The 25,303-nt window shown below is 38.4% G+C and carries 20 protein-coding genes and 3 pseudogenes; 6 read left to right on the top strand and 17 right to left on the bottom strand.

All coding sequences use genetic code 11. From position 1 onward, the window contains the following. Position 1 precedes the first annotated feature (1 nt). The 4 genes from rbbA to OKC24_RS16830 are packed head-to-tail and all read right to left on the bottom strand — an operon-like array spanning position 2 to position 5,929. Positions 2-2,758 (bottom strand): ribosome-associated ATPase/putative transporter RbbA, encoded by a 2,757-nt coding sequence (gene rbbA / locus OKC24_RS16845; RefSeq protein ID WP_004907095.1) that lies wholly within the window; start codon positions 2,756-2,758, stop codon positions 2-4. Next, on the bottom strand, positions 2,755-3,813 hold the full coding sequence (locus OKC24_RS16840) for an HlyD family secretion protein (RefSeq protein ID WP_004907097.1): 1,059 nt from the start codon (positions 3,811-3,813) through the stop codon (positions 2,755-2,757). The genes rbbA and OKC24_RS16840 overlap by 4 nt, the downstream gene beginning before the upstream one ends. Positions 3,814-3,831: 18 nt before the next feature. Next, the gene (locus OKC24_RS16835; RefSeq protein ID WP_004907105.1) at positions 3,832-5,229 is read right to left on the bottom strand and encodes an efflux transporter outer membrane subunit; all 1,398 of its coding nucleotides are present in this window, start codon (positions 5,227-5,229) and stop codon (positions 3,832-3,834) included. A 4-nt stretch (positions 5,230-5,233) separates the two neighbouring features. Further along, positions 5,234-5,929 (bottom strand): TetR/AcrR family transcriptional regulator, encoded by a 696-nt coding sequence (locus tag OKC24_RS16830; RefSeq protein WP_121594234.1) that lies wholly within the window; start codon positions 5,927-5,929, stop codon positions 5,234-5,236. A 308-nt stretch (positions 5,930-6,237) separates the two neighbouring features. Here OKC24_RS16830 and OKC24_RS16825 point away from each other — a divergent pair, with 308 nt between their 5' ends. Beyond that, on the top strand, positions 6,238-7,656 hold the full coding sequence (locus OKC24_RS16825) for a phosphate--AMP phosphotransferase (protein ID WP_125503267.1): 1,419 nt from the start codon (positions 6,238-6,240) through the stop codon (positions 7,654-7,656). Between the two features lie 23 nt (positions 7,657-7,679). Here OKC24_RS16825 and OKC24_RS16820 read toward each other — a convergent pair. From OKC24_RS16820 to cadR, 8 genes and pseudogenes are all read right to left on the bottom strand, one after another. After that, positions 7,680-8,502 (bottom strand): IS5 family transposase gene (locus OKC24_RS16820; protein ID WP_100243228.1). Its coding sequence is split into 2 segments (ribosomal slippage): positions 7,680-8,120 and positions 8,122-8,502, totalling 822 coding nucleotides; the frame shifts between segments, so codons are not numbered across the junction. Positions 8,503-8,772: 270 nt separating this feature from the next. Next, positions 8,773-8,952, bottom strand: a pseudogene (locus tag OKC24_RS16815) (hypothetical protein); the annotation flags it as partial. Positions 8,953-9,155: 203 nt separating this feature from the next. Then, positions 9,156-10,055 carry a cation diffusion facilitator family transporter gene (locus OKC24_RS16810; protein ID WP_100243227.1) on the bottom strand — a complete coding sequence of 300 codons (900 nt, stop codon included), beginning with the start codon at positions 10,053-10,055 and terminating at the stop codon, positions 9,156-9,158. A gap of 86 nt (positions 10,056-10,141) precedes the next feature. Continuing rightward, positions 10,142-13,300, bottom strand: coding sequence for an efflux RND transporter permease subunit (locus OKC24_RS16805; protein ID WP_004733184.1), 3,159 nt, complete (start codon positions 13,298-13,300; stop codon positions 10,142-10,144). Further along, positions 13,290-14,525, bottom strand: a complete 1,236-nt coding sequence (locus OKC24_RS16800) for an efflux RND transporter periplasmic adaptor subunit (RefSeq protein WP_004281853.1) — start codon at positions 14,523-14,525, stop codon at positions 13,290-13,292. Before OKC24_RS16800 ends, OKC24_RS16805 begins: the two co-directional genes overlap by 11 nt. A 1-nt stretch (position 14,526) precedes the next feature. Continuing rightward, positions 14,527-15,894, bottom strand: a complete 1,368-nt coding sequence (locus OKC24_RS16795) for a TolC family protein (RefSeq protein ID WP_004281854.1) — start codon at positions 15,892-15,894, stop codon at positions 14,527-14,529. A gap of 160 nt (positions 15,895-16,054) precedes the next feature. Next, positions 16,055-16,465 carry a hypothetical protein gene (locus tag OKC24_RS16790; RefSeq protein WP_004733191.1) on the bottom strand — a complete coding sequence of 137 codons (411 nt, stop codon included), beginning with the start codon at positions 16,463-16,465 and terminating at the stop codon, positions 16,055-16,057. 142 nt (positions 16,466-16,607) lie between these two features. Further along, positions 16,608-17,000, bottom strand: a complete 393-nt coding sequence (gene cadR / locus OKC24_RS16785) for a Cd(II)/Pb(II)-responsive transcriptional regulator (protein WP_004992253.1) — start codon at positions 16,998-17,000, stop codon at positions 16,608-16,610. Positions 17,001-17,090: 90 nt separating this feature from the next. Here cadR and OKC24_RS16780 point away from each other — a divergent pair, with 90 nt between their 5' ends. The 3 genes from OKC24_RS16780 to feoB are packed head-to-tail and all read left to right on the top strand — an operon-like array spanning position 17,091 to position 20,462. After that, on the top strand, positions 17,091-18,371 hold the full coding sequence (locus OKC24_RS16780; RefSeq protein WP_100243226.1) for a cation diffusion facilitator family transporter: 1,281 nt from the start codon (positions 17,091-17,093) through the stop codon (positions 18,369-18,371). An 11-nt stretch (positions 18,372-18,382) separates the two neighbouring features. Then, positions 18,383-18,643, top strand: a complete 261-nt coding sequence (locus OKC24_RS16775; protein ID WP_004665962.1) for a FeoA family protein — start codon at positions 18,383-18,385, stop codon at positions 18,641-18,643. Beyond that, positions 18,633-20,462, top strand: a complete 1,830-nt coding sequence (gene feoB, locus OKC24_RS16770; protein WP_265466037.1) for a ferrous iron transporter B — start codon at positions 18,633-18,635, stop codon at positions 20,460-20,462. Before OKC24_RS16775 ends, feoB begins: the two co-directional genes overlap by 11 nt. Positions 20,463-20,591: 129 nt before the next feature. Here the strand turns inward: feoB and OKC24_RS16765 are convergent, their stop codons facing one another. Both OKC24_RS16765 and OKC24_RS16760 read right to left on the bottom strand, forming a co-directional pair. Continuing rightward, the gene (locus OKC24_RS16765) at positions 20,592-21,548 is read right to left on the bottom strand and encodes an arsenic resistance protein (protein ID WP_004665958.1); all 957 of its coding nucleotides are present in this window, start codon (positions 21,546-21,548) and stop codon (positions 20,592-20,594) included. Positions 21,549-21,558: 10 nt separating this feature from the next. Continuing rightward, positions 21,559-22,008: a recombinase family protein gene (locus OKC24_RS16760; RefSeq protein WP_082190876.1), complete on the bottom strand. Its 450-nt coding sequence runs from the start codon at positions 22,006-22,008 to the stop codon at positions 21,559-21,561. A 37-nt stretch (positions 22,009-22,045) separates the two neighbouring features. On the opposite strand from OKC24_RS16760, the pseudogene OKC24_RS16755 reads away from it, so the two are divergent. After that, a pseudogene (locus OKC24_RS16755) lies at positions 22,046-22,207 on the top strand (IS6 family transposase); the annotation flags it as partial. 41 nt (positions 22,208-22,248) lie between these two features. Here OKC24_RS16755 and OKC24_RS16750 read toward each other — a convergent pair. From OKC24_RS16750 to OKC24_RS16740, 3 genes are all read right to left on the bottom strand, one after another. Further along, positions 22,249-22,551 carry a helix-turn-helix domain-containing protein gene (locus tag OKC24_RS16750; protein ID WP_001140620.1) on the bottom strand — a complete coding sequence of 101 codons (303 nt, stop codon included), beginning with the start codon at positions 22,549-22,551 and terminating at the stop codon, positions 22,249-22,251. Beyond that, complete coding sequence (locus OKC24_RS16745; RefSeq protein WP_000269911.1) at positions 22,544-22,900, bottom strand: type II toxin-antitoxin system RelE/ParE family toxin; 357 nt, start codon at positions 22,898-22,900, stop codon at positions 22,544-22,546. Before OKC24_RS16745 ends, OKC24_RS16750 begins: the two co-directional genes overlap by 8 nt. Before the next feature lie 612 nt (positions 22,901-23,512). Next, the gene (locus tag OKC24_RS16740) at positions 23,513-24,169 is read right to left on the bottom strand and encodes an endonuclease III domain-containing protein (RefSeq protein WP_086197754.1); all 657 of its coding nucleotides are present in this window, start codon (positions 24,167-24,169) and stop codon (positions 23,513-23,515) included. 451 nt (positions 24,170-24,620) lie between these two features. On the opposite strand from OKC24_RS16740, the pseudogene OKC24_RS16735 reads away from it, so the two are divergent. Continuing rightward, a pseudogene (locus OKC24_RS16735) lies at positions 24,621-25,303 on the top strand (IS3 family transposase); the annotation flags it as partial.

The raw sequence follows: 25,303 nt of genomic DNA, 5'->3' as shown, positions 1-25,303 counted from the left end.
CTTATTGCTCCTGTTTCTTCAGCAAGGCAATAGCAGCAAACATTACTACCGGAACAGCCATGGCCATGATCCAAATGGCCTGTTTCAAATCATCAAAGCCCAAACCTTTATTAAAAATTCCACGACTGATATTGACCATATGCGTTGCCGGATAAATTTCCCCAAACCAGCGTCCAAACCCATCCAAAGACGATACAGGATTGATAATTCCAGCAAACTGCATAACTGGTATCAAAGTCCCAATCATGACTAAAAACATTGAAGCAATCTGGCTTTTGGTAATAGTAGATGCCAATAGGCCCATACCTGTGGCAAAAATTACAAACAAAAAAGAAGCTAAGGTCAGAGCAAAGAAGCTACCTTTTACAGGTACATCAAATAAAGTAACCATGACCAAACACATAAGGAAATAGTTCAACATTGCCAACAAGATATATGGAATCTGTTTACCAATTAAAAATTCTGTCCGCGTCACTGGTGTGACATACAAATTCACAATCGAACCTAATTCTTTTTCTCGCACCACAGATAAAGCAGTCAACATGGCAGGAATCAACAGTAATAATAAAGGCAATACTGCGGGGGTCATCGCAGGTAAACTTTTAATATCTGGGTTATAGCGGTAACGAGTTTCAACACTCACAGTACTAGATGTTTTATAACCACTTTGTTCCAATGCTTTTTGCATCAGCCAATACGTGTGAATCCCCTGCACATAACCTTGCACAGTTTCTGCACGCTGTGGCATCGCACCATCAATCCACGCAGCGACTTGCACCTGTTCACCACGAGCAACATCACGAGCAAAATTTGGCGGAATTTCTATCGCCAAGGAAATATCCCCACTACGCATACGCTGATCAATATCATCATAGCTTTGCAGCGCTGGCTGTTCGATAAAATAACGCGACCCTGCAATACTCATGCTGTAGTTTTGACTTAAGCTCGTTTGGTCACGATCCAACACAGCGAATTTGAGGTCTTCAACATCCATGGTGATGCCGTAGCCCATGACCAGCAGTAAAATTAATGACCCCATTAAAGCCATGGTGGCGCGAATCGGATCACGCGCCAACTCCAAAGATTCACGCCAGGCAACACTCAATAACCGGCGCAAACTGAATTTTTTTGGCTTGGCATTCAGTTCTTTACTGCCATTTGTTTCAGCAATACTTTTCGCCAAATCATTGGGCTGATCTTTAGTGCCTGCACCAGCATCAATCAAATAACCGATAAAAGCTTCTTCAAGTGTTTCAGCATGGCGGTTTTTTATCAGCTGTGCTGGTGACGCACTGTCAAGCACTCGTCCAGCGTGCATCATTGACATTCGGTCACAGCGCAACGCTTCGTTCATAAAATGAGTTGAAATAAAGATCGTGACCCCATCATTACGCGACAAATTGATTAAATAGCGCCAGAAATTATCACGCGCAATCGGGTCAACCCCAGATGTTGGTTCATCCAGAATTAAAATTTCAGGATTATGCACCAGTGCCACTGCGAGTGATAAACGCTGACGCACGCCCAAAGGCAAATCATCGGGCAGTTTTTCTTTGACTTCTTCCAGGTCAAAACGCTCCAGCATGAGCTGTACACGTGGCTCAATCTGTTCTTTTGGTACATGAAATAATTTGGCATGTAAGACCAAATTCTGCACAATGGTCAGCTCGCTGTATAGGGAAAATGCCTGCGACATATAGCCGACACGGCGACGAGTTTCAATATTGTTGCCCTCTACAGGCTCACCAAACAGCCACGCCTGACCTTCTGAGGCTTCTAAAAGTCCCGTCAGCACTTTCATGGTGGTGGATTTACCACAACCATTCGAGCCTAAGAAACCAAATATTTCACCACGCTTAATTTTAAAATTAACATGATCTACCGCAGTAAAATCACCAAATTTCACTGTTAAATCTTGCGCTTCAAGAGCATAGCTTTCTGAACCGTAGTCAGGTAAAGGCGGAATCACCACAGGCTCATAGCCGAGCTTTTTTTCTTCTGGCAATAGTTGAATAAAAGCATCTTCTAAACTGTTACATTGCGTTTCAGTCAATAATTCTTGTGGTGTGCCAGTTTTTAAAATCTGCCCATCATCCATCATCGCCAGCCAGTCAAAGCCTTGTGCTTCATCCATATAAGCAGTAGCAACAATAACACTCATCTGTGGACGAACTTTGCGAATGCGGTTAATCAGTTCCCAAAATTGCGCCCGTGCCAAAGGGTCAACCCCTGTGGTCGGCTCATCTAAAATCAGAAAATCGGGATCATGAATCAAAGAACAGCACAGACTTAATTTCTGCTTCATCCCACCCGATAATTTACCCGCAGGACGGTCGAGAAAATTGTACAAGCCTGTGCTTTTGGTCAGATCATCAATCCGTTTGCGTCGCTCGGCAGCATCATGCCCAAACAGACGTGCCACAAACTGTAAATTCTCTTCAACCGATAAAGTTTTATATAGGTTTTTCCCTAAACCCTGCGGCATATAGGCAATATGTGGGCAAACACGGGTACGGTGTTGTTTATCGGCAATATCACCGCCCAACACCTTTAAGCGACCTTGCTGTACAATTTTCGCCCCTGACAGCAAAGCCAATAGACTGGATTTCCCCACCCCATCTGGACCGATTAAACCGATCATGCAGCCTGCTGGTAAGGATAGCGACACTTGATTCAGTGCAACCGTTTTTCCATATTTCAGACTAACATTTTCAATTTCTGCAACAACCGATCCTTTTTCAGATTGTTGTGTCATCATTTAACTGTGTTCTCTAAAAATGTCGGCCAAGCTGCCTGATCATCAATTTTGATATATGCCACACCTGGCAAACCTGTTTTGACTTGTTCGATATATTTGTTCAATAAAGTTGGATCAATTTTCGCTTTAACACGGAACATCAGTTTTTGACGTTCGCTTTCCGTTTCCACCGATTTTGGTGTGAACTGTGCAGTATCGGCAACAAAAGACACTGTAGCTGGAATCACCACATTTTTCGCAGCATCCAATACAATACGTACTTCTGTTCCAATAGCAATTTTACCTGCAACGGTTTCAGGCAAAAAGAACGTCATATACACATCAGATAAATCAATCAGATTGAGCACACGCCCGCCCGCTGCCACCAACTCACCCGGCTGCGCGACACGGAACTGAACACGTGCTTTTAATGGTGCACGTAACTGTGCATCATCCATATCAAATTTAATCCGTTCCACCGAGGCTTTGATGGCATCGACTTGAGAATGTGCGGCTGACACTTGGCTTTTAGACGCAACAATTGCCCCTTGGGCACTTTGTACCTGTGCTTTGGCTGCGCTTAATACCGCAATGGCTTGCTGTGCTGCGGCACGTTCATCATCCAGTTGTTGCTTGGACGATGCGCCTTCTTTGGCTAAAACTTCGGTACGCGCTAAACGATTTTTAGCCGCCATCAGTTCTGTTTCACGCTGTTGTACCATGGCTTCAGCGGCGGCTTTTTCGCTGATCCGCATCGCCACTTGTGCTTCCGCTGTCGCAATCGCATCCTGGGCTTGACGCTGTTGTGCTTCCAATTCACGTAACTGGGCTTCTAAAGTCGAAATTTTAACCCGCGCCAAGATTTGACCAGGCTCGACAAAGTCACCTTCTTTAACCAAAATTTCTTCTAACTGGCCAGATAGCTTACTAGATACGTTAATTTCAGTGGCTTCAATACGTCCATTGCCACTGACTAAGGCATCAGTGTCTGGCTTATTCATATTTTTCCAGATCAGATAAGCGACCAACCCTAAAACAACGATGAACCCAGCAATGGTTATTTTCTTAAAATTCATGTTTAATTACCCAATATTTTAAATTTTTTTTGCAAATGCGGTGTCACCACCCAAGGCAAAATAAAGACTGACATAGGACTGCATTAAGCTACTTTGCGTTTCAATCAATTGCTGTTCTGCACTAAGTAAATTGCGCTGTGCATCCAAAACGTCTAAATATCCCACAGCACCGTTGTCATAACGCAGTTGTGCCAGCCGTGCAGTTTCCTGGAAAGCACTGAGTCCTTGTTTCTGAATCCGTAATTGTTGATCTAAATATTTCTGTTGAACCAGTGCATCAGAGACTTCACGGAATGCGTTCTGTACCGTCTTTTCATACTCTGCCACTGCAATCTCTTTACGCACTTCTGCTAAGGTCAAATTATTTTTTAGACGACCCGCAGTAAAAATAGGCACACTGATACTAGGAGCAAACGACCAAACACTGCTGCCAGATTTAAATAAATCGTCTAAATCTGCACTGGCTGTTCCAAAACTGCCCGTCAGTGCGATACGTGGAAAAAATGCTGCGCGTGCCGCATAGATATTGGCATGCTTAGATTTAAGCATTGCTTCCGCAGCATGAATATCAGGACGGTTCAACAATAAGTCTGAAGGCAAACCCGTTTGTAGCATACTTGTTTTAAAAGTCACTTGATCTAAATCTGTTTTAGGCAAAGAAATCGGCTGTCCCACCAATTGCACTAAATAGTTTGCAGTCAGTGCACGGGATTTCTGTAATTCAGCCACTAAAGCTTGACCATTACTGAGCATTGTTTTTGCTTGCATGTATTCCACTTTAGAGCCTGCACCCACCTCAAAACGGCGCTTAAAAATTCGTACTGATTTTTCATAATTCTGTACAGAGCGCTGAGCAAAATGGATGCGTTTATCCAGTTCAGATAACGTTAAATAACTTTGAACAGTTTGCTGCATAATACTATTGCGTGCTGCACGCACATTGCTTTCAACTGCAAGAAATTGCTGCAAAGCCGCTTCATTCAAGCTGCGGATACGACCCCACAAATCCAGCTCCCATTGGTTCATGCCAAGACCCACAGAATACTGACTGGATGTCACTTCTCTACCGACATAAGATAAGTCGGCAGGCACATGACTGCGTTCCATGCTCGCAGTACCACCTATATTCGGAAAAAGTTCAGCACGTTGAATGTTATAAGCCGCTTGTGCTTCATGCATACGTAATGAAGCAATCTTTAAATCCTGATTCGCCACTAGTGCCAGATCGACAATATTAATAAGTTGTTGATCTTTGACATAATCAATCCAAGAAAGTGCTTGGTAAGAGTGCTGAGTTTGAATCGGATAATTATGAGATAAAGAAATTTTAGGCTTCTGATAAGGATCTATTTGTTGACAACCAGTAATACTGAATATAATTAAAAAACTACTATATTTTAATTGGGTAAATTGCATAATATTATTCACCCCAAAAATTAACAGAATGATAAAAATGAGAATTTGAAAACATATTTTTTAAATGAATATAAACTAACTGCTTCAATCTAATTTCAATATTAAAATTAGGATCTACCATCCAGTTATGAACTAAACCCATCAATGATGTTTTAATAAAATCATGTACCATTTCAATATCTACATTTCTTGATAATTCCTCTAGAGCTAATGCTTCTTTAAGCCATTTAATAGTTTTTTCCTCACGCATATTATGAGATCTTACCAGACATTCATTTAAAATTTTATTTTGCTCTAAACCATAAAATCTCAACCAAAAATATGCTCTATATTTTTCACGATACAAATAAAAATCATCTGAAATACTTAAAATTAATGAATTAATAGCATCTAAACCATATTTATTATTAGTTGCAATTTTAGATTTCTCATTTAACCAGTTTTCCAAATAATTTAAAACTCGAACAAGTAATTGATCCTTAGAACCATAGCGCCGAGAAACTAAACCGCGACTGTATCCAGCATTCACACCTACTGCCTCTAATGTAACTGCATTAACGCCACCTTCCGATAGAAGCTTAATAGTCTGATTCACCATCTTTAAATCAGATTCAATTGCTCTAACCTGTGTCTTTTTCTTAAAAAAAGCATTATTCAAGTTTTCTTTATGTTCTAAAACAGTTGAAATCTCAAGACTCACAACAGCCCCCCCTCCAAAGACATATAAAAATATTGCTGTCAACAACTTTTTCTGAAAAGAATATAAACTTAAAATAATAAAAGGTCAAAATTTATATTTTAATATTATAAATATAAATAAATAACAATAACTTACATTAAAAATACTAATAAAAATAATAATAAAAAAAATACCGATCTTTTTAGTCGGCTTTGTTTTAATGGCACAAAAAAAAGTTGTTGCAAAACAACTTTAATAATAAAACAATAACATTGACTGTAACTGAATTTATAATTATTTTATTAAAAATTTTTTAAACGAGACTTAAAATGAATTATCAAGACCTCTCCATTAAATTAATTCAAGAACAATATAAACTCAAGAATTCTAAATCAAAAAGTATATTAGTAATAATTGGCGGAATTGAACTAACGCGAAAAAATCAATCAATCAAAAAGCTAAGTGAATTAATGGATCCTAGATATTTAAAAATTAAGGCTGAAACCCCAAATAGAGTCAAAGAAAATAAATTAATTTGGCAACCATACATAAATGACATTCCAAAAAATGGACAAATCATGTTTTTTTATGGGAATTGGTATACTGATTTACTAGCGTCAACTATATTAAATGATGAAAAAATACAAAATAATGTATTCAACGAACACTTAAAGCGTATATATGAATTTGAAAGTTACTTAAAAAATAATAATGTAGATATTATTAAAGTTTGGTTTGATGTTTCATGGAGCAAAGTAAAAATTCGCACAAAAAATATTGATATTATTAATAAAATCCAAAGAGTTCCACGTTTTACATGGGATGATTTTCCACAAAAAAAATGGAAAACTAAAACCTTATACAATCAAATTCAAACTTTAAGAAATAGATTCACCCACGATTGGGTAATCATTAATAGTGAAAACAATATAGAAAGAAATACACAGTTTTCTCAATTAATACTTAAACATCTAAAACTACCACCTGTACAAATTAAGAATAAATTTAAATATCAGGCGGCACCTATTCCTTCAATTTTAACTCAAATAAAAAAAAGTGAAATTAGCCACATAGAGTATAAAAAAACCATTAAACAACTAGAAAGGAAAGTCGCAGATGTTCTACGTTATTCATCACATAACGTTGTATTAGTTTTTGAAGGTATGGATGCCGCAGGTAAAGGCAGTTCAATTAAGCGCATCATTAAATTTCTAGGGCTACACGAATATAATATTCATAGTATTTCAGCACCAGAAAATTTTGAACGATTACGTCCTTATTTGTGGCGTTTTTGGAATAAGCATTCAACTAATGGGGCACTTAATATTTTTGATCGCAGCTGGTATGGACGTGTACTTGTAGAACGTGTAGAAGATTTAATTAACCCAATAGAATGGCAAAATGCTTATGAAGAAATAAATCAGTACGAAAAACAACTGTCTGATACAAATACAATTGTTATAAAATTTTGGCTAGCAATTTCAAAAGATGAACAATTACGTCGTTTTTACAAGCGAAAAAATACACCTCAAAAAAGCTTCAAATTAACAGAAGATGATTGGCGTAATAGAGAAAAGTGGGATGCCTACTTACAAGCAGCATCAGATATGTTCAAATATACGAGCACAGATATTTCTCCTTGGCACATCATTGCCAATGATAGTAAATATGCTGCACGAATTGAAATTTTGCAAACTATCCTTCATAGCGTACAAAATAAAAATTTAGGTCACTTAGAAAACTTATAAGATTAGATCTCTTGCGAAAGTCATTATTGCAAGTTTATCCGGTTTACCAATGCAGCGATTAAATTAATGCGTAAACCGAATCTTTTCCGTCTATTTCGATAGCGTTCACTTAATATTCTAAATCTTTTCAATTGACTATTGATATGTTCGATCACAACTCGTATTTTTCCAATCATTCTATTGTACTTTTTCTCAGCCTTAAATAAGGGGGAATTCTTCTTTTTCTTTATGGGCATCAATAATTTAAAACCATCCTGCTCTAATCCGTAGTACCCTAAATCGGTCATAACATATTCACAATGTTTGAATTTCTTAACCGTTTTTCTTGCCAATTTAATATCATGCTGACTGCCATTCGATATATCTAGCCCTATGATTTGTTTGCTGTTCGGATGATAGATCACTTGTGCTTTTAGCGTATGTTTCTTCTTTTTACCACTGTAGAACTTACTCTGATTTTTTTTTCGGACGTTCTATTGAACATTCTGTCGCATCAATAATGACCCAGTTAAAGTGTTCGTCTGCTGTGGTAATGCTTCGTTTTGGCAGAGTAAAACGTCTTGATTTCATCAATGCATCTTCAACCTTTTTAATGGTTCGATTCACATTACTTTCAGCGATATGGTAATTTGCCGCTAATTCCAGTTGAGTGCTGTAGTTCCGTAAGTAATTGAGAGTTAATAACAACTGATCCTCTATATCTAAAGTATGAGGACGACCTGATTTCTTTTTGAGTGATTCTGCTTTTTCTAAAACCTCGACCATTTCAGTAAAAACTTGTCGAGGTACGCCAACCAAGCGTTTGAATTCAGAATCTGAAAAACGATTTAATTTCTGATATCTCATGAAATTTATATTGAGGTGGTTTTTACTTTCGCAAGAGGTTTATTATATGTAGTTCAACTAATGGTGTGATAGGTTTTAGTTATAAACTTATTCATTCAGGAATTATATTGCTGAATGAATAAGTCTAATTGATTTATTTATGCAACCCAACTATTCATTTGATTCATTTGATTCATTTGATTCATTTGATTCATTTGATTCATTTGATTCATTTGATTCATTTGATTCATTTGATTCATTTGATTCATTTGATTCATTTGATTCATTTGATTCATTTGATTCATTTGATTCATTATTTTTAACTTGTTTTTGTTTAGAATTTTCAACTTTAGAAGCTTTTAAATTCTTTTCAAGAAATAACAAGCCGCCATCTGCATAACTAAAACTTGCGATACTAAAGAATGCACTAATTAACAGTAATTTAGTACAAAATTTATTTTTGAATAGCATGTTTATTTACTCTCATTTAATACTTGTTAGATATTCTAACTTTAAAGAATTAACACCCAGAGGACTCATAAATTACATTCTTGTAATTTTAAAATGTCTCAGGATGGTGTTTAAAGTGCGTGTGATAAATAGAAGTGTAATACAGGAAAATGGTAAGGTTTATCAGCCTAGTCATCTGTCCATTATGTAGAAAGAGCAGCACTTTAATGTTTATGCTGTTCCAATGTATTACATTCCTTACTTTCTATTTGTAACGTAATTTCAGTAATACTATGATTATGTTTTAGAACGTCTAAGGCCTTTTGATAGAGCTGATCTGGATCGCTATTAGGAGCAACCAAATGAGCAGTTAAATGAATGTTTTTTGAAGATATAGCCCAGACTTTCAACTGATGAATCCCTTCAACACCCTCTAGCATCAATAAATCATTTCTTAACGACTCAATATCAATCTCATCAGGAACTCCTTCAAGCAGAATATTAATACTTTGTTTTAATAAAATCCAAGTTCGAGGTAAGACCCAGAAGCCAATTAACACAGCGATTAAGGTATCTACCCACATCCACTGGGTAAAATAAATAACTATTCCTCCGATAATCACGCCTATCGATCCTAGAGCATCACTAAGAACTTCTAAATATGCACCTTTTATATTTAGACTTCCTTCAGCACTAGCAGAAAGGATTTTCATTGAAATCAAATTTACGACCAAACCAATGACCGCGACAATCATCATTTCAACACTTTGAATTTCAGCAGGGTTCGTAAAACGTTGATAAGCTTCATATACAATATATATTGCTACCACAAAAAGCATCACCGCATTAAACAGAGCCGCTAAAATTTCAAATCGCTGATAGCCAAAAGTTCTTTTATCATCTGCGGCTTTTTTACCAATTTTGATAGCGGCAAGAGCAATAGCTAAAGCGGCTACATCAGTAAACATATGAGCTGCATCAGATAACAAAGCCAAACTTTGGGTAATAAAAGCAGCGACAACTTCTACTATTAAAAAAGTAGTCGTTAAACCTAAGGCAACCATTAACTTCTTACTATTTTCTTCAGTAACAACCGCATGGCTATGATCATGATGTTCTGACATAAAATATTTTCCTTATTCTATTTATGATGAGCAGAGATATTGGATAACAGCCAATATCTCTGCTGTAAATCGACTAATCTATTGGATTAAGAAACTTTCTTTTCATTCATCCAGCGGTACAGTACGGGCAATAAAACCAATGTAAGCAGGGTAGAGGAGATAATTCCTCCAATAACCACTGTTGCTAAAGGTCTCTGTACTTCTGCCCCAGTTCCGGTTGCCAAAGCCATCGGGACAAACCCAAGGGACGCCACACAAGCGGTCATCAGCACAGGTCTAAGACGCAAAATTGCACCCTGCCACGTTGCATAATAAAGGTCATATTGTTGTCGCAACTCTTTGATAAAGGTGAGCATGACTAAGCCATTCAGTACAGCCACCCCCGATAGTGCAATGAAGCCAACCCCTGCTGACATGGATAATGGAATGTCACGCAACCACAACGCGATTAAGCCTCCACATAAGGCAAACGGTACACCACTAAAGACCAGTAAGCTTTCTTTGATATTATGGAATACAGCCATCAATAAAATAAAGATCGTCAACAATGCGAGCGGAACCACCAATTGCATACGCGCTTTTGCAGACATCAGATTTTGAAATTGACCGCCATAATCTATCCAATAACCGCTTGGTAATTCCTGTTTGGATAACGTGCTCTGAAGCTCTGTTACGAATGAGCCTAAATCACGTCCTTCTACATTTGCAGTAATAACCACTCGACGTTTACCATTTTCACGGCTGACCTGATTAATACCCAGGATATTTTCAACGCGTGCCACATCTTGCAGTTGGACTAAACCACCATTCGGCAATTGAATAGGAAGTACCGCTAACTGTTCAGGACTACGCTGGGATTCATCTAGACGGATGACAAAATCAAAACGCTTGTCTCCCTGTAAAATTGTTCCAACATTCTGGCCACCGACACTTGTAGCTACCAGATCCTGAATTGCTCTTACCGACAAGCCATATTGTGCAGCTCTGGACTTATCCACCTCTACATTCAACAAGGGTAAGCCACTGGTCTGTTCTACATTAACGGCTGTCGCGCCTGAAATTGAGTTAATTTTTTGAGAAATTTTATTCGCTTCGCGATTTAGAATCTCCATGTCATCACCAAATAATTTGACACCCACATCACTTCGCACCCCTGAAATTAACTCGTTAAAGCGCAGTTCAATGGGTTGCGAGAACTCACTGTTATTTCCCGGCAATGTCGCTAAGAAAGTAATCATTCTTTGGCGAAGCTCATCAATCGTTTGTTTTGGATCAGGCCATTCATCATGAGGTTTTAACAGTACCACGCCATCTGAAATGTTGGGTGGCATAACATCTGTGGCCACTTCTGCTGTACCGGTACGAGCAAAGATCGCTTTAATTTCAGGAAATTCTTTCAACAGTAACTTTTCAGTATTTTCCTGCATTCTCAGTGACTGTTCTAACCCTGTACTTGGGGAACGCATTTGCTGAACAGCAAAATCACCTTCACCCAGTTGAGGTGCAAACTCGCTACCTGTTTGAGTGGCTAGCACGCCCGTAAGCACTAAAATACAGGCAGCCACAATAGTCACAAATAAACGAAGCTCATAGGCTTTATCTAAAAGCAGTTCATATTTGGTTTTAAGCCAATGCATCCAGCGACTTTCGGTTTCCTTGACTTCTCCAGTGACAAATAGGGCAACTGCGGCTGGCACAAAAGTGACAGATAAAATCATGGCCCCAATTAAAGCCAGTACAACAGTCATTGCCATAGGATGGAAAAGTTTGGCTTCTACACCCGTCAGGGTAAAGATAGGTAGATAAACCACCAAAATAATTAACTGTCCAAAAATCAGAGGACGACGCGCCTGTTTTGCAGCCAAGAAGACTTCTTTAAATCTTTCAGAACGGCTAAGTAAACCACCTTTCAGCTTCTGAGCTTCTGCTAGCCGACGGATACAGTTTTCTACAATAACCACTGCACCATCAATAATAATACCGAAGTCCAGTGCCCCTAAACTCATCAGATTTGCACTAATCTTCTGCTCTGCCATTCCCGTCAAGGTAAACAGCATTGACAGTGGAATAACGCAAGCCGTGATCAGCGCAGCACGGAAATTACCTAGAAAGAGAAATAAAATAACAATGACGAGGATTGCACCCTCAATCAAATTTTTCTGAACGGTTTTGATCGCCCGATCAACCAAATGCGTACGGTCATACACAGTCTCAATCACCACACCTTTAGGTAGCGATTGCTGGATCGATTGCACCTTTTCATCAATGGCTTGAGCAACGGTACGGCTATTTTCTCCCATCATCATCATGGCAATACCCAATACAGTTTCTTCACCATTATAGGTTGCAGCCCCTGTTCTTAAGTCATGACCAATTGAGACATTGGCGACATCTGCCACCCGAATCGGATAGCCGTTTTTATTGGCAATACTGATGTTCTGGATATCTTCAATCGTGTTTAAAGTGCCGGGAACACGAACCGTTAGCTGTTGTCCATTTTTCTCAATATAGCCAGCACCACGGTTTTCATTATTCTCTGTTAAGGCAGTTTGTAAATCAGACAAAGGAATTTGCAATTGTTGCAATCGGTTCAGATCAGGGGCAACCACATAGGTTTTATTAAAGCCACCGATACTGTTGATCTCAGCAACGCCTTTTACGCGCTGTAATTGCGGTCTTACAATCCAATCCTGAATTTCACGTAAATCCATCGCCGAATAAGGGGTTCCATCCGGCTTTTTAGCATTTGGTTCGGCTTTAATCACCCATTGATAGATTTCACCTAAACCTGTCGAAATAGGCGACATGTTAGGTTGCACATCTTCAGGCATTTCTCCCATTGCTTCTTGCAAGCGCTGGTTGATAAGCTGTCTGGCCCAGTAAATATCCGTGCCATCTTCAAAAATGATGGTCACTTGCGATAAGCCGTAGCGTGAAATCGAACGGGTTTGTTCCATTTTCGGCATGCCTGACATGGCATTCTCAATGGGATAGGTAATCCGCTGTTCCATTTCTAAAGCCGTAAAACCATTGGCTGAAGTGTTAATCTGCACCTGAGTATTGGTAATATCTGGTACAGCATCAATCGGTAACTTTTGATAACTATAAATACCAATAGCAATCCAAGCCGCAATAAACAGCATGACCCAGATTGCGTTATGGATAGAAAACTGGATCAGTCGATCAAACAGTCCTTCAGGTTTTACCGATTCGTGGTCTGGAATTTGAGGAGTTTCAGTGCTCATGTGAAGCCTCTCCTTTTTCCAGCTCGGATTTCAGTAAAAAACTGCCTTGAGCGGCATATTTTTGTCCCTGACTAAGCCCACTCACCACTTCAATCCATTGGCTCTCCCCAGATGATTGCCCTAATTTCACAGGTTGCGGACTGAATTCAACTTTTTGTCCATGCTGAGTGGCGACAAAAACCACATCTTTTCCATCGACATTCTGAACTGCGGACTTAAGTACCCGTAATGCGGTACTTTCACTCCGTTGTTGCAACTGTACGTTCACCATCAAGTTTGGACGTAATTCGGTTGCATTCGATTCAACTTTTGCTCGCACCTGAAGACGACCTGTTTGAATATCCGCTTCAGTATTTAAAGTCTGAATAACAGCTTGATAAACCTTTTCTGTTTGCAAGGATTTAAATTCGATCTTTTGATTCGGGGCTAAGCCCATAATTTCAGAATTTGGAACAATAAACTCAAGCCAGAGTTGATCTAACCGGTCTATCGTAAAGAGTTGATCGGCTAACTGAACATTTTCCCCGAGAACCAAATCCTTTTTACTGATCACGCCAGAAATGGGAGCTTTCAAAATATAGCGTCCGTTACTGGCATTCACTGCACCAAATGCACTTAAACGTGATTGGGCCGCTTGAACCTGAATTTGTGCCCGTTTATAGCTGTTATAAGCACGTTGATAGTCCTGTTTTGCTGAAATGCCCTGTGACCAAAGCTGACGCTCACGATCATAGTCTTGTTTCGCCAGTTCAAGGTTGGTTTGTTCAATTTTAAGATTGGCCTGCTGATCAACTAGATCAGGAACAAGCAACGCAGCCAAAGGCTGTCCTTTCTGAACTTTTTGACCGAGTTCTACATAGACATTTTCTACATGACCACTAAAACTCGGTGAGACGTGCGCTTGCTGGTCAGTATTCACATTCAGTTTGGCAGGATAAGAACTTAATTTAACCACCGGGCCTTGATCGACCGCTGATAATTGTATGCCCTGTTCCACCAGTTGCTTGGCAGTCAGGCTCACACCTTCTGCATGCTCTTCGGTTTCACCGCCATGTTCTTCTCCGCTTTCTTCCTCTGCATGTTCATCTGATGTTTCCGATTTATTCTTACCAGTTAAGATCAAAAAAATACTGAGGAGTACGGTAGCGCCGATAACCAAACTAATCAGTAGAGGTTGAGAGATTTTTCCGCTCTGTTTTTTTAAGCTGTTTTTAAGATCGAACATGTTAATTTCCCCCACCAATGACAGGCATGGCCTGTATGTCTTGCCATAAGTTTTGATTGATTTGTGCAATAGCATCTTTCGACATGACTTCACTTGGGCTAATGCCTAAGCTCAAACTTTCTGCTTCAATGGCCTTTTGCCAGCCATCCCGTAACAACTGGACTTTACGCAGACGGATGTCTTGTAATTGAAGCGTGGCTTGCTGAACATCGGTTAAAGCAAACTTGCCTGCCAAGAAACCTTGTAGCGTCTTACTTTGAACTTGAGTCGCCAAAGGAATTTGAGTCTCGTCAACGACTTTGAATTGCAGCTCTAAACCCTGCAACTCGGTTAAAATTGTGCCTATTTGCAGCGCATTTTGCTTCAGATAAAACTCTTTCTGACGCTCTAATAAGTTCATTTTTTCTTGCGCGATTTTTATGCCATTTTGCTGACGATCGAAAATATTAAGCGGTACACTGACTCCGACTACTAATTGATTTTGTGTGGAGTTTTCCAAGGATTGGGTGCGGTTGACACCTAGGTTTAAAGTGGGGTTAGGACGTGCCTTTGCCCTTAGTTGATCAACCGTTGCTTGAGACTCTAATACCAGTAAAGCTCGATATTTCTCAACGTAGTTTTCCGCTAAATATTCTTGAACCTGTTCATGAGTCGATTTTGGCCAGAGCTTTTGTGAAGAGAGGTTTACCTGCAATGACTTATCAGACGTACCCCATAAATTTGATAATTGTTGGGTGGCCACTTGTACCTGTAAGTCTGCCTGTCTAAAAAGACGGATATTTTCAGCATGGCTTAAACGTGCGCGATTTACATCTACTTGGGCAATACTGCCTGCATTAAAGCGCTTTTCGATTGCTTGAAGGTTTTCTTGGCTCACCCGAAGTTGTTCATTGACAATGTTTTTTTCAAGTTCAGCAATGGCCAGTTGTGACCATACATATTTCACTGCAAGCTCAATTTGTGCTTGATAAATCTTCTGTTTCAGCGCTGTTTTATCTGTAGAGAGACTGGCTAATTTTTGGTTTGCTCTTCGCTCACCAAAAATATCCAAGGGTTGTGATATGCCAATGGTAAGCTCTTTTTCATTATTTGAACCAAATCCCGTTTGTTCAACTGACAGTTCAGGATTTTTAAACAGCTTACTTTGCTGAAGATTCGTGGCATTAATGCTGTTTTGCGTTTCCCAGAAATTTTGGGACGCTTGATATTGGTTAACCTGCTCAATAGCTTGCTGCAGCGTTAAATCTTGAGTACTGGCGACTACGGAAGTACTGAAGCTGATCATTGCAGATAGCAAGATACCGCTACCTAAGGCTGACCAGGATAAATTCAGGATGGAGGTATCCTGATGTAATTTGTTTTTTGACATGAAAATGCCCCACGNGAAGCTGATCATTGCAGATAGCAAGATACCGCTACCTAAGGCTGACCAGGATAAATTCAGGATGGAGGTATCCTGATGTAATTTGTTTTTTGACATGAAAATGCCCCACGCATAATGAAATTAGGAGTGGTGGGCTTTTATAAGACTACCCCACCAATAGTAGGGGCAAATCGGGAGGCGGGGTTAATTGATCCAGATAAGGGGGTTTATAAAAAGTTATTCCCAAATAAGTTGGGGTAATGCCGGTCTCAAAATTAGCTTTAAGCTTCAGATCATCGGGTGGGTCAATCTGAATCACGATTGTATTTGAGAAATGACTGCACTTTTCGTTAAAACAAACCTTCTGACAATAGTCATAGATTTCTTTATAGTTTTCTAGGGAATAAAGTGCTTGACGAGGACTATCACTCTTTTCGTCTAAATCGATTGGATTAGAGAGTATTGAATTGGGTATGTTTGGCATTTCATGCAGACACGCAGCCTCTGCCACACTCCAAATATTCTGGAATGTGAATAAGAGTACCAATATCTGGATTAGAAATGTTTTTCTCTTCATACACAAATCTGTATTTAAAACACCAATAAGAAGCTGTCCAGATCTATCAAAGATCTGATCACAGAATTTGAGTAACCTTAAACTTTTTGCAGCCTTAAGTAAAGATATACAGAATTTTTGAAAAAAGCATAGGTCTAGATAATCAAGCTAGATTTTTTAGAACTCCACATTGGTCAATTGTACATAAGCCATCACAAGTACCTCTTAAATCAGATAATTGTTCAATAAGCTTTTGTTGCTTGATTATATTTTCCCTGATAGCACTGACATGTAAGTCAATTAATTCATTCACATCTGAACAATTTTTCTTGGGATTATCTTTATAGGTGAGTAATTGACGAATTTCATTCAAACTCATATTTAAAGTTCGGCAATTCAAAATAAACTTAATTCGCTCAACATAGCCTACATCGTAAAGGCGGTAATTTCCTTCCGTTCTTTCCGGTTCCGGAATTAAACCTTCCTTTTCATAAAACCTAATTGTTAATACTGAACATGAGGTTTTTTTAGAGAGTTCACCAATTTTTAAATGCATTGAGTTAGTATTTCCAAAAAATCTTGACTCTATAGTAACTATAGGGATTCTAATATTCAAAGTTTATAAATTTTTTTAATGGGTATAACTATGAGTGGCTGTGGATGTAGTAAAGAAACACCATGCGAAGATAAGAAATCTCAACAAGAAAATCATCCATCAATTGCAGAAGCAAGCAATTCAAAGAATTGTGATAATACGCCTAGCTGTTGTGGTGAAGAGAAAGAAGAAAAATCTTCATCTCCTTGCTGTAACACTTCAAACAGTTGTGAAGATACCGCTCAATCCTGTTGTGGTTCTGATCCCAAAGAAAATTTAAGCACTGAAAACGTTTTAAAAGATTCGCACTACATGAGTGAATACTTAGTTCCCAAAATGGATTGTTCTGCGGAAGAACAGATGGTTCGTATGGCACTATCTTCAATTGATGGTGTTCAAAAACTCATCTTTGATTTACCTAACCGTTCTTTAAAGGTTCTACATAATCAAAAAGATGAAAATATAACCACCAAACTTGAAGGACTGGGTTTTGGGGCAAAGCTTGTGAAGACTGAAACTTATATAAGCAATCAACAGGCCAAGCAAACAAGTACCTACACCATTCCTAAAATGGATTGCTCTGCTGAAGAGCAAATGGTCCGTATGACTCTTGCAGATCTTGAAGCAGTTAAAGGTCTTACTTTTGATCTTCCCAATCGAAAACTGAAAGTCTTCCATAATGAAGGGATTCAGCAAATTACGGCCAAACTTGAAGGACTGGGTTTTGGGGCGAAACTTGATGAAACACAGCTTTCTTCAGGTGATCTACCCAATGAACCTGATCCTGTGAGACAAGCTAAAGTACTTAAACTGTTATTAGGCATTAATGCTCTACTGTTCTTTATAGAATTCATCAGCGGTATTATTGCTGCGTCTACAGGATTGATTGCTGATTCTCTAGATATGTTTGCCGATGCAGCCGTTTATGGTATTGCGCTATATGCCGTCGGAAAAGCTGCGAAATATCAAGTGAAAGCAGCCCATTTCGCAGGTTGGATTCAGTTATTACTTGCTGTCATCGTGATTATTGATGTCATTAGACGATTCATGTTTGGAAGCGAGCCAGAATCAACGCTCATGATTGTTATTGGCCTGCTCGCACTTATAGCTAACGTGACATGCTTATATCTTATTTCTGGTCATCGAGAAGATGGCGCACATATGAAAGCCAGTTGGATTTTCTCGGCGAATGACGTTGTCGTAAATATGGGCGTTATATTTGCCGGTGTACTCGTGGCGTGGACGGGATCAGCTTACCCAGACTTAATCATTGGCATCCTGGTTTCTTTATTCGTGCTTAATGGTGCTCGAAAGATTTTGGCTTTGAAGTAAGAGTCTCGAAAATGAATCTATTTCAAGTTAAACAAAATCAGATCGTCAAAATTAGAGATCTCAAAAAAGGTAATCAATACAGTCATACCACTGATCCCGTATTGGAACGGCTCCAACTATTAGGTTTTAGAGAGGGTGAAACTCTACAAGTACTCGCTAAAGGTGTTTTTGGCGGAGATCCTGTTTTAGTTCAAATTGAAACTTCAAGATTCGCATTAAGAAAGAATGAAGCTGAAAGAATTTTTGTAGAGTTAGTATCCAATGAAGATTAAGAACATTGCATTAGTCGGTAATCCAAATTGTGGAAAAACCTCTTTATTTAATACGCTTACTGGTACGCGACAAAAAGTTGCCAACTATGCTGGAGTTACCGTAGAAAGAAAAGAAGGTTCTTTTAAATTACCTTCTGGTGATGCAGTACGAGTATTGGACTTACCCGGAACTTACAGTTTAAAACCTAGTAGTTTAGATGAAGAAGTCACCAGGGCAGTTTGTTTGGGCGAGCTAAAAGGTGAAGTTCTACCCGATATTTTTATATGCGTTGTAGATGCCACAAATTTAAGCTTACATTTGAGCTTGGTTCTCGAAGTTCGTGCTCTAAATCGCCCTATGATTCTTGTATTAAATGTGATGGATGAGGTCAAAAAGCGTGGTATTTCCATTGATAAGGATAAACTGTCTCAACTGTTAGGTATCCCTGTAGTTGAAGCTGTCGCAGTTAAAACAAAAGGAATTCAAGATTTAATTAATCAATTAGATCAAAAAAATCTTTTTATTACTCCTTATCATTCTGAATTAAGTCATTTTGAACAGGTCAAACAAATCACCAAACAAGTTATTTTAAATAATGACAGTGGTGATAAAAGAACCGCATTTCTAGATAAAATTTTTCTACATCCTGTATTGGGTTTAGTAATCTTAACTTTAACCATGTTTGTGATGTTCCAGGCGGTATTTATATGGGCAACGCCTTTTATTGAATTCATTGAAAATTTTGTCGCATGGCTCAGTGATTTTATTGGACCACTAATCCAACATCCTCTATTAAAAAGCTTGGTTGTGGATGGGGTAATTGCTGGCACAGGTAGCGTGCTTGCATATATGCCTCAGATTTTGATTTTATTCTTCTTCATTTTAATGCTTGAAGAGTCAGGCTATTTACCCCGAGCAGCATTTCTTTTAGATAAATTAATGTCTAAAGCCGGGCTTAGCGGCCGTTCATTTATTCCTCTGCTATCCAGTTTTGCTTGTGCGATTCCCGGAATTATGGCAACCAGAAGTATCAGCTCTGAACGGGACCGATTAGCAACAATTATGATTGCACCCTTGATGACCTGTTCAGCAAGATTGCCAGTATATGCTTTATTGATCGCGGCATTTATTCCGAACCAATTAATCTACGGCTGGTTAAGTCTGCAAGGATTAGTCCTTTTTGGTCTTTATATGTCGGGAATAGTCTCAGCGTTATTAGTTTCAGTGTTTCTGAAATTGGTTCGAAAAGATAAAACTGAAAGTATTTTTATTTTTGAACTTCCCACATACCGAATTCCAGATATTAGAAATATTGCATTAGGCTTATATGATAGGGCAACTATTTTCTTAAAACGAGTTGGTGGCATTATCGTTGCGCTGTCTATCTTGTTATGGGTGCTAGTCACGTTCCCTCAACCACCAGATAATGCAACCATGCCGGCCATTAACTATAGTTTAGCTGGTCAGTTAGGGCATTTAATTCATCCTATATTTGCGCCTATTGGGTTTACATGGGAAATATGTATTGCACTCATTCCTGCTATGGCAGCAAGGGAAGTTGTAATTGCTGCTCTTGGGGTGATTTATGCGATGTCAGGTGATGAAGATACAGTAACTCAAAGTCTGTTAAGTCAAATTTCAGGCCCGGATGGATGGGGGTTAGCCACAGGTTTATCATTATTGGTATGGTTTATTTTTGCTCCCCATTGTCTTGCTACGTTAGCAACAATTAGACGAGAAACTGGCAGCTGGAAACAGCCCATCATTATGGCAACTTATTTGTTTGCATTAGCCTACATCTTTTCATTCATCACATATCAAGTTGCGAGTAAGTTTTAATTAGCAAATGAATAAAAGAGGGGGGGAGCTAGCTCCCCCCCCTTTATTAAATTACTCGATGTAAGCGTGGGCTTCTGAATACTTTTATCTAACTATAACAACTACTTAAATGTTTAAATCTCTAAATCTCTAGGTTTTGAATAGTCGAGGTATCAGACGAATATAGATTGGTAAAAAGCATAGTTCAACGATAGTCTGAGTCAAGATTACAGCAGGAATTATGGGCATACTTCCCGGAATTGCAAAAGCTAATGGAAGAATAACAAATGAATTTCTATATGATGCTGAAAAGGACACAGCACTAGCAGAGCCAGATTCTAATCGAAAAATACGAGCAATTATCCAACCCACGAATGGAGCAATAATGGCAAAAGAAATATAAATTGGTAAAGCTTGAAGAGCTGCACTTTTTGCAAGCCCAATTTGAGGCATAACTGATGCTAGGACGATAAACAAAACTAGGGCTGTGGCAGGTACAGGAAATAAGTTTAGGCTTTCAGCCACTTTTTCTGCTTGTTCATTTCTATTCCCAATGAACTGAACTATAGCTGCCATTGCTAAGGGTGCAACAATGAACCATACAAACGCATGGACAAAAGGACCAATTTCAACAAGCTGAGCTACCTCTTCTCCGAGGAGTACACCAAGATAAATTGGTAATAAGATCATTTGGATAAGCAATAATACAGGTGTCATCGCAAGTAATAATCTTGCATTACCTTTCCCAACATGGGTGAAAGTAATCACATAATCAATACACGGTGCTAGTAGAACAAAAAGTACAGCTAAACGAATAAGTGGGTTTTCAGGTAAAAATTGTATTAGACCTGCCGTAATTAAAGGTAAGGCAATAAAGTTAGTAATAAGTAATGCAGAAATAAAACGTAAATTTTTTAATGCCTTGCCAATTTCTGCAATAGGTACTTGTAAAAAAGTAGCAAATAACATTAATGCCAGTGCAGGGTTAATCAAACTTTCTAAAATCGTCGCTCCACTGATGGTTAATCCAAAAATAACTCCGATAAAGATGGTACAGAAGTAGATTTTGACTTGATTATCTTCAAGAAAATTTCGAATATTTTCCATTTTAATTGAGTTACTCACTTGCTTTTAAATAGCGGTATACCGCCTGGCGACTAATTCCAAATGCCTGGCCTAATGCCATTTTTGAAGGGTACTTTCCTTCCTTCCATTCTTGTCTTAAAGCTTCAGCCTGTTCAGGTTTCAATTTATGTACACGCCCTTTGTACTTTCCTTGAGCAGAGGCCAGTTTTATTCCTTCTTTTTGACGCTCTAAAATGATCTCACGTTCGAACTGTGCAAAAGCGCCCATCAATTGCAGCATCAAATTATCCATCGGGGTAGATTGAGCAGTGAAAGTAATATTTTCTTTTACGAACTGGATGGCAATTCCTCGTTTGACCAGTTTATCTACTTCAGTGACTAAATCTTTTAAGCTTCGAGCAAAACGATCCATGGAATGTACAATCACCCTGTCCCCTTCCCGGACATAGTTCAACAGGCACTGTTGCAAATAACCACGAATGGTAAGCTGAAGACTGTTTTAGCTAAAGGTGCAGCATATGAATCCTTTCCATGGTCGGCATTTTCAGGGCGAAATCATTCTTTGGGCTGTGCGCTGGTATTGTAAATATGGCATTAGCTATCGTGAACTGCAGGAAATGCTGGCCGAACGGGGTGTGAATGTTGATCACACGACTATTTACCGTTGGGTTCAACGTTATACGAATCTAAAAATGGGAGCCTATAGCTCCCATTTTTATTGTTAAACGTTGAATCCTATATGTTTTCCTGTTGGAAGCTCTACATCAATACGGAGCTTCCCACCCATTGCCTCAACATACTTTTTCATGGTTGAAATCTTAAGATCATTGCCACGATTTTCTATTGCTGAAAGCGATGGCTGTTTTATTCCCAAAGTTTCAGCAAGCTCTTTTTGAGAAATTTCGAGTTCTTCACGAATAAGATGAAGCTGATTTTCTAGCAGTAATTCATCTGCCATTTTTTGAATACGGGCTTGGCTCTCTGGAGAGCGGCTAGCTAACAATTCTTGCAGAGTCTTAGCCATTAGATTTATCTCCTAGGGTAGTGAGATGAAGTTGGTATTGTTCATCTGCAATATCCAGCATGTCTTTATAAAAACGCTTTTTACCGCCTTTATCAGCAATACATAGAACAATAGCCTGTCGTAAGGGATCAAATGCGAAGAAAGCTCTTAAGGGTCTACCGCGATGTTGAACGCGCAGTTCTTTCATATTGGTAAATTTAGACTCATACACAGTATCTACTAAAGGGCGGCCTAAACTCGGCCCCTGCTGCTGTAGAACAACCAGGGCAGCTAGGACCTTCTCTTGAGTAGATTCATCTTGCTGTTCAAGCCACTGATTAAATAGATCTGTCGTAATGACTGTCCACATACCACAACCAAAATATAGATTATAGTCTATATTTTAGAGGCATTATGCTTGTTTTGCAAATGAGAAATGATAGGTAATAAAAAACCCCGGCATCCTGCCGGGGTTTTTTATTGTCGCTGATTGTGCTGTTGTACCCTCTGGTCCATGTGCAATAACTTATAATTTTTGTTTTATGTTATGGAACTTCCTGTTCCTGATGAGTTCATCATAGGGAAATTCCACTGTTCCAGGTAGCCGCAAAGAGCCGATATGTATGTGCGTCAGGGCGTACAAAATAGCCTAAATTTTATCCACAAAAAATGTGGATAATTTGGGACATTGAGGCATTGATAAAATTTGAAAAAACTCAAAATTGACTATTTTTTAAACAATTTTATTGGCAAGAACTATCAAAACTGCTCATAAAAAAGCTGACTTGTTTCCAAGTCAGCTTTTCGACATCGTCGAGCATCACCACTATAACACAAGTGTATGATTTTTATATATTTAAAATATGCGTTTCGTATAACCACCATTATGTTAAATGAGGTACTTACATACGTCATTCCTCTCTAATTTCTACTGTATGGAATAATTCAATCAGTTTAGTATTAATGAAGTAGATATAAAACATCATCCGATGGTTTTATAAGAACAATAATTACATATGACACATTCTTCACATTTAGGTTTTCTTGCATGACATACTTTCATGCCATGTTGAATTAACCATTCGTGAGCATGCTTTTTAAATTCAATTGGTGTGATGGTATTTATAGTCTCAGCTGCAATTTCAGCCGAAGATGTTTTCACGATACCTAGCCTATTTAGTAGTCTTAAAATGTGCGTATCTACAGCGATACTAGGGGTGTCGAATACAAAATTCATCATAATATCTGCAACCTTTGGCCCAACTCCTTGCAATGAGAGTAAGTCTTTTTTGTTGCTTGGTATCTCACCATTAAACTTAGTAATAATCTGATGAGCCATAACTTTTAGGTTTTTAGTTTTACGATTGTAATGTGCTACAGGTTTAATTATTTCTCTTAATTCTTCATCCTCTAGTTTTAATAGTTCCTCAAATGTTGATACCTTTTCATATAACGGAACGCATGCTTTTACAACTCTGCTAGTCGTAGTCATAGTTGATAAGCAGACAGAAACCAGACTTTTAAAAGGATTGCTTGATAATCCATTGGTCATCCATGGATCATCTGTATTCTCGAAAATTTCATAGGTCTGGCTTAAGATTAAGTAAATTTTCGAAATTTTTTCTGGATTTGTAGTCATGAAAGAAATCTAAACTATTAAAAGTGCTTTAACTTTATAAAAATTTAAGAAAAAATGTCAGTATTACTTTTCATTTTTATTAGTAGATAAAAGATCATTTATAAAAAATTGAACTTACACAAATAGTTTACAAGCTCTGGTTAAGATTTTCTAAAATTAACATAATACACCTTATACGAAATTAATTAAAAATTTGTTTTAATTCAATGGTATATAACATTTTTAAAAGCCCATATCCTCCGGATTGGGCTTTTTTAATGAATTATCAAGTTCCACGCTCATTATTTGTGATGAGTACCGTAAAAGAACCCAGTCAAAATTCTGTGTAACTGCTATTTGCTAACAGGAATCTCAATCTCTCACAGAGGTGGATCAGGAAATTTGAACAACACCTATAAGTGATATTTTGCTCCCCGAATGATGTTATAAACATCGATATAAGGAGTATTTTATGGCACGTAGACCAAGAAGAAATCATTCAAATGATTTTAAAGCTAAGGTAGCACTTGCTGCGATTAAAGCAGAAAAAACACTTGCTGAATTGAGTGCTGAATTTGATGTTCATCAAAACCAAATTATTGACTGGAAAAATCGTCTGATTTCAGCTTCCTCGCAAGCTTTCGATCAATCAAAAGCTCCAACAGAACCATCCATCGATCTAAAAAAACTACATGCAAAAATCGGTGAGCAGGCATTAGAAATTGATTTTTTAGAAGGTGTGTTGAAGAAACTGGGCCGCTTCAACCACAAAAGTTAATCGACGACTCACTTCAGATTTCAGTATCTAAGCAAGCTAAGCTGCTGAAAGTCTCCCGTGGTTGTTATTACTATCGCCCAAAACCTGCGAGTGAATCAGATCTGAAGCTGATGCGCTGTATGGATGAGTCACATATGCAATACCCTTTTGCAGGTAGCCGTATGATGCGTGATTTATTGAATCGTCAAGGACATCATATAGGACGACGTCATACACGTACTTTAATGAAGAAAATGGGTATTCAGGCGTTATATTGCAAACCAAATCTAAGTCAGGCCAATCAAGCTCACCGTAAATATCCATATCTGCTCAAAGGATTGAATATTCAGAGGAGTAATCAAGTGTGGTCTACGGATATAACGTATATCCCTATGGCA

The sequence above is a fragment of the Acinetobacter entericus genome, assembly GCF_026168575.1.
In the GTDB taxonomy this organism is placed as follows: domain Bacteria; phylum Pseudomonadota; class Gammaproteobacteria; order Pseudomonadales; family Moraxellaceae; genus Acinetobacter; species Acinetobacter bouvetii.
This window is presented reverse-complemented; position numbering and strand designations above follow the sequence as displayed.